This window comes from Streptosporangium nondiastaticum (assembly GCF_003011965.1).
Lineage (GTDB): Bacteria > Actinomycetota > Actinomycetes > Streptomycetales > Streptomycetaceae > Streptomyces > Streptomyces nondiastaticus.
Genome location: NZ_PXWG01000221.1, coordinates 1 through 6,717, shown reverse-complemented (window position 1 = coordinate 6,717; position 6,717 = coordinate 1). Strand labels below are relative to the sequence as shown.

Annotated in this window: 5 protein-coding genes; all 5 read right to left on the bottom strand. The window is 73.7% G+C overall.

The features are described 5' to 3' along the window. The coding region (locus B7P34_RS37870) for a cell division protein PerM (RefSeq protein ID WP_223268546.1) at positions 1-725 on the bottom strand (725 nt) is incomplete at its 3' end. A gap of 263 nt (positions 726-988) precedes the next feature. Next, on the bottom strand, positions 989-1,873 hold the full coding sequence (sucD, locus tag B7P34_RS34410) for a succinate--CoA ligase subunit alpha (RefSeq protein ID WP_106682084.1): 885 nt from the start codon (positions 1,871-1,873) through the stop codon (positions 989-991). A gap of 20 nt (positions 1,874-1,893) precedes the next feature. Next, the gene (gene sucC, locus B7P34_RS34405) at positions 1,894-3,072 is read right to left on the bottom strand and encodes an ADP-forming succinate--CoA ligase subunit beta (RefSeq protein ID WP_106682083.1); all 1,179 of its coding nucleotides are present in this window, start codon (positions 3,070-3,072) and stop codon (positions 1,894-1,896) included. Between the two features lie 279 nt (positions 3,073-3,351). Beyond that, positions 3,352-4,596: a VWA domain-containing protein gene (locus tag B7P34_RS34400; protein WP_106682082.1), complete on the bottom strand. Its 1,245-nt coding sequence runs from the start codon at positions 4,594-4,596 to the stop codon at positions 3,352-3,354. After that, a partial coding sequence (locus B7P34_RS34395; RefSeq protein ID WP_223268545.1) for a DUF5682 family protein occupies positions 4,593-6,717 on the bottom strand: 2,125 nt, incomplete at its 5' end. The genes B7P34_RS34395 and B7P34_RS34400, both read right to left, overlap by 4 nt.

Below are 6,717 nucleotides of genomic sequence, written 5' to 3'. Positions count from 1 at the left end.
CGGTCCCGGGTGAACCAGCCGCGCAGCCGCGCGGGGACGGCGGCGAGCGCGCGGCGCACGAACGGCGGCGGGGACCCGTAGGGGCAGCCCAGGGCGGCCCACGTCCCGGCGGCGGCGGACGCGCCCGCCACGACGGGCACGTGCAGCAGGGCGCTCAGCGGCTCGACGCGCACGGGGCCGGAGGAGGCGTAGAGGACGGCGCACACGGCGACGAGCAGGTAGCCGCAGAGGAGCGTCAGGGCGGCCTTGCGCGGGGCGGGGCCGGGCGCTGCCGCGGGCTCGGGAGCGCCGGTGCCGGGCGGCTCCTCCCCGGCCGGCAGCATGACGTCCGGGTACGGGATGTCGTCCTCGTCGTCCACGGACTCGTCCGGCGGTTCCAGGGCGTGCCGCGCGGCCCGGTAGAGCAGCCAGCAGGGCAGGACGGTCAGCAGCATCGGCGTGAGGCCGATCGGGGCGGGCGCCCCGGTGAGGGTGTCCGTGCGGACGAGCTCGGCGCCGTGCGCGAGCAGCCACAGCCCGGCGGCGGCGCGCAGGGCCTCGCCGGCGCCGCCGTCCGGGTACGGCGAGGTGATCCACAGCAGCAGGACGACCACGGCCAGCGCCCCGAGCCCCAGGCCCGCGGCGATCGCCCCGCCGACGAACACCGTGCCCGCCGGTGGCGGCGCGCTCGCGGCGGGCCGGCCGGGCGCGGGCAACGGCGGGCTGTGCTCGGCATCTTGGGTCACATGGTCATGCTGCCAAGAACACGGCTTTCGTTCGGGTAGCGGGTAAATGACCGTCGTGTCGCTTTTGATACCTGTATAAACCTATTTGACGAGCAATTACCCTTATGCAGCTTCAGAGGGCTTCACGCGGGCTCCGGAAACGGGCACGGGCTGCCCTGGAAACGGGCACAGGCTGCCCCGGAAGCGGGCACGGGCTGCCCCGGAAACGGGCACGGGCCCGCACCCCTTGCGGGGTGCGGGCCCGTACTGCGGAACCGTCAGGCTCAGGCGCCCAGCGCGGCGCGCGCGAGGCGGGCCGTCTCGGACGGGGTCTTGCCGACCTTCACACCGGCGGCCTCAAGGGCCTCCTTCTTCGCCTGGGCGGTGCCGGACGAACCGGAGACGATGGCGCCGGCGTGGCCCATGGTCTTGCCCTCGGGCGCGGTGAAGCCCGCCACGTAGCCGACGACCGGCTTGGTGACGTTGGCCTTGATGAAGTCCGCGGCACGCTCCTCGGCGTCGCCACCGATCTCGCCGATCATCACGATCAGCTCGGTCTCCGGGTCGGCCTCGAACGCGGCGAGCGCGTCGATGTGCGTGGTGCCGATGACCGGGTCGCCACCGATGCCGACGGCGGAGGAGAAGCCGATGTCACGGAGCTCGTACATCATCTGGTAGGTCAGCGTGCCGGACTTGGACACGAGACCGATGCGGCCGGGCTTGGTGATGTCGCCCGGGATGATGCCGGCGTTGGACTGGCCCGGGGTGATGAGACCGGGGCAGTTCGGGCCGATGATGCGGGTCTTGTTGCCCTTCGAGCCCGCGTACGCCCAGAAGGCGGCGGAGTCGTGGACGGCGATGCCCTCGGTGATCACGACGGCCAGCGGGATCTCGGCGTCGATCGCCTCGACGACGGCGGCCTTGGCGAACGCCGGCGGGACGAAGACGACGGTGACGTCGGCACCGGTCTTCTCCATCGCCTCGGCGACCGAGCCGAAGACGGGCACGGAGGTGCCGTCGAAGTCGACCTCGGTGCCGGCCTTGCGCGGGTTCACGCCACCGACGATGTTGGTGCCGTCGGCCAGCATGAGCTTGGTGTGCTTCATGCCCGTGGCACCGGTCATCCCCTGGACGATGACCTTGCTGTCCTTGGTGAGGAAGATAGCCATGGTTGTGGAGTCCTCGTCCCTTACTTAGCCGCAGCCAGCTCGGCGGCCTTGTCGGCCGCGCCGTCCATGGTGTCCACGCGCTGGACCAGCGGGTGGTTGGCGTCCGACAGGATCTTGCGACCCAGCTCCGCGTTGTTGCCGTCGAGGCGCACGACCAGCGGCTTGGAGACGTCCTCGCCCTTGCTCTTGAGGAGCTCCAGGGCCTGGACGATGCCCTTGGCGACCTCGTCGCACGCGGTGATGCCACCGAAGACGTTGACGAAGACGGACTTGACGTCCGGGTCGCCGAGGATGATCTCGAGACCGTTGGCCATGACCTCGGCGGAGGCGCCGCCACCGATGTCGAGGAAGTTGGCGGGCTTGACGCCGCCGTGGTTCTCACCGGCGTACGCGACGACGTCGAGGGTGCTCATGACGAGACCCGCGCCGTTGCCGATGATGCCGACCTGGCCGTCGAGCTTGACGTAGTTCAGGCCCTTGGCCTTGGCAGCGGCCTCCAGCGGGTTGGCCGCGGCCTTGTCCTCGAGGGCCTCGTGCTCCGGCTGGCGGAACTCGGCGTTGGCGTCCAGGGACACCTTGCCGTCGAGGGCGATGACGTCGCCGCTCGCGACCTTGGCCAGCGGGTTGACCTCGACGAGGAGCGCGTCCTCGGCGACGAAGGTCTTCCACAGGGTGACCATGACCTCGGCGACCTTCTCGGCCACCTCGGCCGGGAACTTCGCCTGGGCGACGATCTCGCGGGCCTTCTCGATGGTGACGCCCTCGTTGGCGTCGACCGGGACCTTCGCGAGCTTCTCGGGGGTCGTCGCGGCGACCTCCTCGATGTCCATGCCGCCGGCGACGGACGCCATGGCGAGGAAGGTGCGGTTGGTCCGGTCGAGGAGGTACGAGACGTAGTACTCCTCGAGGATCTCCGGAGCGGTCTCGGCGATCATGACCTTGTGGACCGTGTGGCCCTTGATGTCCATGCCGAGGATGTCCGTCGCGCGGGCGACGGCCTCGTCCGGGGTGGCGGCGAGCTTCACGCCACCGGCCTTGCCACGGCCACCGACCTTGACCTGGGCCTTGACGACCGACTTGCCGCCCAGCCGCTCGGTCGCCTCGCGGGCCGCCTCAGGCGTGTCAATGACTTCACCGGCCAGCACCGGTACACCGTGCTTGGCGAAGAGGTCCCTCGCCTGGTACTCGAACAGGTCCACGCGCGTCCGTCCCTTTTCCATGGATATCGCGGTTCGTTGTCTGCGCGGGCGTGCCGCAGGGCGGCGTGAGAGCGCGATCTCCGCAGGGTCCGGGGGTTGCGCCCCGGGATAGCACGGGCGAGGGCGGCACACGTTCACCGTTGACGCGGCATGTCCGTCTCGCAGGTTATCCCCGCCGGAGGGGCGGCCCTAAATCACAGGTCACACTACGGCCGTGATTACGCTCACAGATCGCGACGGATTCCGTACGCATCCGGGTTACCTCCCCACGCATCCGGACTACGGGAAGGGCGTCGCCGCCGGGCGGGCGGCCGTCTCGGGCACGGGCAGCGGGCGCTTCTCCAGGGCCGCGGCCATCACCTCCGGGAAGAGGCCGGGGGTGCAGGCGAAGGCGGGCGCGCCGAGGGCCGCCAGGGCCGCCGCGTGCTCGCGGTCGTAGGCGGGGGCGCCCTCGTCGGAGAGTGCGAGCAGCGTCACGAACTGCACGCCCGCCGCCTTCATGGCCGCCACCCGTTTGAGCATCCCGTCCCGGATCCCTCCCTCGTAGAGATCACTGATGAGGACCACGACGGTTTCCGCCGGGCGGGTGATGCGGGACTGGCAGTAGGCGAGCGCGCGGTTGATGTCGGTGCCGCCGCCGAGCTGGGTGCCGAAGAGCACGTCGACCGGGTCGGACAGCTGGTCGGTGAGGTCCGCGACGGAGGTGTCGAAGACGACGAGGCGGGTGTCGAGGGTGCGCATCGAGGCGAGGACGGCGCCGAAGACGGAGGCGTAGACGACGGAGGCGGCCATGGAGCCGGACTGGTCGATGCAGAGGATCACGTCCTTCTTCACCGACCGCGCGGCCCGGCCGTAGCCGACGAGCCGCTCGGGGACGACCGTGCGGTGTTCGGGCAGGTAGTTCTTGAGGTTCGCCCGGATGGTGCGGTCCCAGTCGATGTCGCGGTGGCGGGGGCGGCTGATGCGGGCCGAGCGGTCGAGGGCGCCGGTGAGGGTGGCGCGGGTGCGCGCGGCCAGGCGCTTCTCCAGGTCCTCGACGACCTTGCGGACCACGGTCCTCGCCGTCTCCTTCGTCGTCTCGGGCATCGCCTTGTGGAGCGAGAGCAGCGTGCCGACGAGGTGGACGTCGGCCTCGACGGCCTCCAGCATCTCCGGCTCCAGGAGCAGCGCGGCGAGGCCGAGCCGGTCGATGGCGTCGCGCTGCATCACCTGAACGACGGACGCCGGGAAGTACGTGCGGATGTCCCCCAGCCAGCGGGCGACGCGGGGCGCGGAGCCGCCGAGGCCGGCCTCGCGGGGGCCGGAGCCCTGGGCGGCCGGGTCTCCCTGTCCGCCGTAGAGCGCCTCCAGAGCGCGGTCCATGGCGCCGTCGGCGCCGCTGAGGGCGGCGAACCCGCCGCCGGCGCCCGCGGCGGAGTCGGCGCCGAGGACGAGCCGCCAGCGGCGGAGACGCTCGGTGGCGGGGTCGGTGTGGGTGTGGGTGTGGGTGTCAGTGCGGGTGTGGGTGTTGGTGTCCGTGCTCATCCTCGTTCTCCCCCTGTGTGTGCCATGCCCAGCAGCAGGTGCAGCGTCGGCAGCACCGCCGCCGCGCGGTCCTCGTCGAGCAGCGCGCCGGGCGAGGGCGCCGTTCCCGCCGCTCCCGGGCCGCCCCGGCGGATCTGCTGCCCCACGGCGCGGCGCGTTCCCTGGTCGAACGACGAGAAGGTGCGGCGCAGCAGGGGCAGGACGCCGGCGAAGGCCGCGGCCGGGACGCCGGTGAGCCAGTCGTCGACGAGGGCGAGCAGGCGCTCGTCGTGGACGAGGAGCATGCCGCCGGGCCCGCCGCTGCCGAGGAAGCCCTCGATCCAGGCGGCGGCCTCGGCCGGCTCCGTGCCGGCGGAGAGGGCGAGCCCCATGAGCCGGGCGGCGCGCCCGTCGGGAAGCAGCCCGTCGTCGAGGAGCAGCCGCACGGCCCGCCCGCGGATCCCGCCGGGGAGCCCGTCGCGCCCGGCGAGCACGCCGAGCACGGCGGCCCAGCGGTGCCGGAGGGTGGAGGGGGCGGCACTGCCCCGGGGGTGGCTGCTCGCACCGGTGCCGGTGCCGGAGCCGGAGCCGGTGGCTTCCGTTTCGGCCCCGGCGGCGCCGTCGGACCCCGGCCCCGGGCCCGCTTCGGCCTCCGGGCTGCTGCCTCCCTCCAGGACGGGCCCTCGCTCCGCGGCCAGCAGGCCCACCGCCCGGTGAACCTCGTCCACCAGGCCGCGCATGGTCGTCGCGGCGTCCGCGTCAAGGCCCGCGCACGCGGCGGGAAGGCCTACGAACACACGCTCGGCGAGGCCCTCGGCCACGTCGCTGAGCGCGGCGGTGTCCGTGCCGCGGACGTCGCCGTAGCGCACGGAGCGGACCAGGGCCGGGAGGGCCTCGGCGAGGTGGGCCACGTCGGTGTCGAGCGCGGCGCGGTCGGCCAGGGCGCGCATGACGGTGGGCAGCGCATCGGGCAGGCCGGCGAGCAGGCAGTGCTCGGCGAGGGCCGTGACGTCGGCGAGGGCCGCGGTGCCGGCGGCCCGGGCCTCGGCCCGCGCGGTGGCCGCGGTGAGCACGGTCGTGCCCCAGGCGGAGGCCTCGGCGACGCGGACCGCCAGCTCGGGCTCCCAGGTGAGCCGCCAGGACTCGCGGAAGGTGCCGGTCCCCCCGCGGGAGCGCACGGGCTCGCCCCAGTCGACGCCGAGGAGCCGCAGCCGGTGGAGCAGGCGGCTGCGCGCGGCGTCGGTGTCCTTGCGCAGGTCGAACTCCCAGTCGCGGGCGTCCGCTTCGGGCTTGAGGCGCAGGCTGCGCTGGAGGCGGGCGAGGTCGCGCTGCAGGGGCGTGGCGGGGGCCGTGTCGGGAACCTCGCCGAGGACGTTGCCGACGACGAGCCGGTCCCGTACGAGCGCGAGCGGCACGTCGGAGCCGTCGCACATCACGGCCCGGACGGCGTCGGTGGTCTCGGTGAGCCCGGCGAGGGGGCGGCCGCGCAGGGCGGCGAGGGTGCCCGCGAGCCGGACGGCCTCGATGACGTGGGCGGAGGAGACGGGGAAGTCCTCGTCCCGGAGCAGCCGGGCGACCTTGGTCAGCCAGCGTTCGAGGGGGCGGTCGGGGGCGTGGAAGAGGTGGCCGTACCAGCCGGGCGCGTCGATGCCGGCGCCGTAGCCGCTGGTGCGGGAGAGCCGCCGGTGGGTCCAGGGGACCCAGCTGAGCTCGGACTTGACCTTGGGCAGGCCCTTGAGCGCCTGCCGGTCGGCGGTGACGGTCCGCTTCGTGGTGAGGGCGGGGACGTGCCAGGCGCCGCAGACGACGGCGATCCCGTCGCCGAACCGCCGCCGGGCGTCGCGGATCCTGAGCCGCATGTGGGCCTCGCGGAGGAGGTCCCGCGCGCCGTCGGGCCCGTCGCCGTCGCCGAAGGCGGTCCGCAGCTCGGCCATCGCCTCGGCGAGCGCGGCGAAGGGCGCGAGGGCGTCGCCGCCGTCCGCGCCGCGGCGGTGCTCGACGGCGTCCTCCCACCACAGCTCGGGGTCGTCGTACCCGGCCGCCGCGGCGAGCGCGGCGAGGGGGTCGAGACGGGGGGCGGCGTGCGGGGCGGCGGCTGCGGTCTCGCCGTCGGAAGGGGCGCCGGCCCCGGCGGCGGGCTCC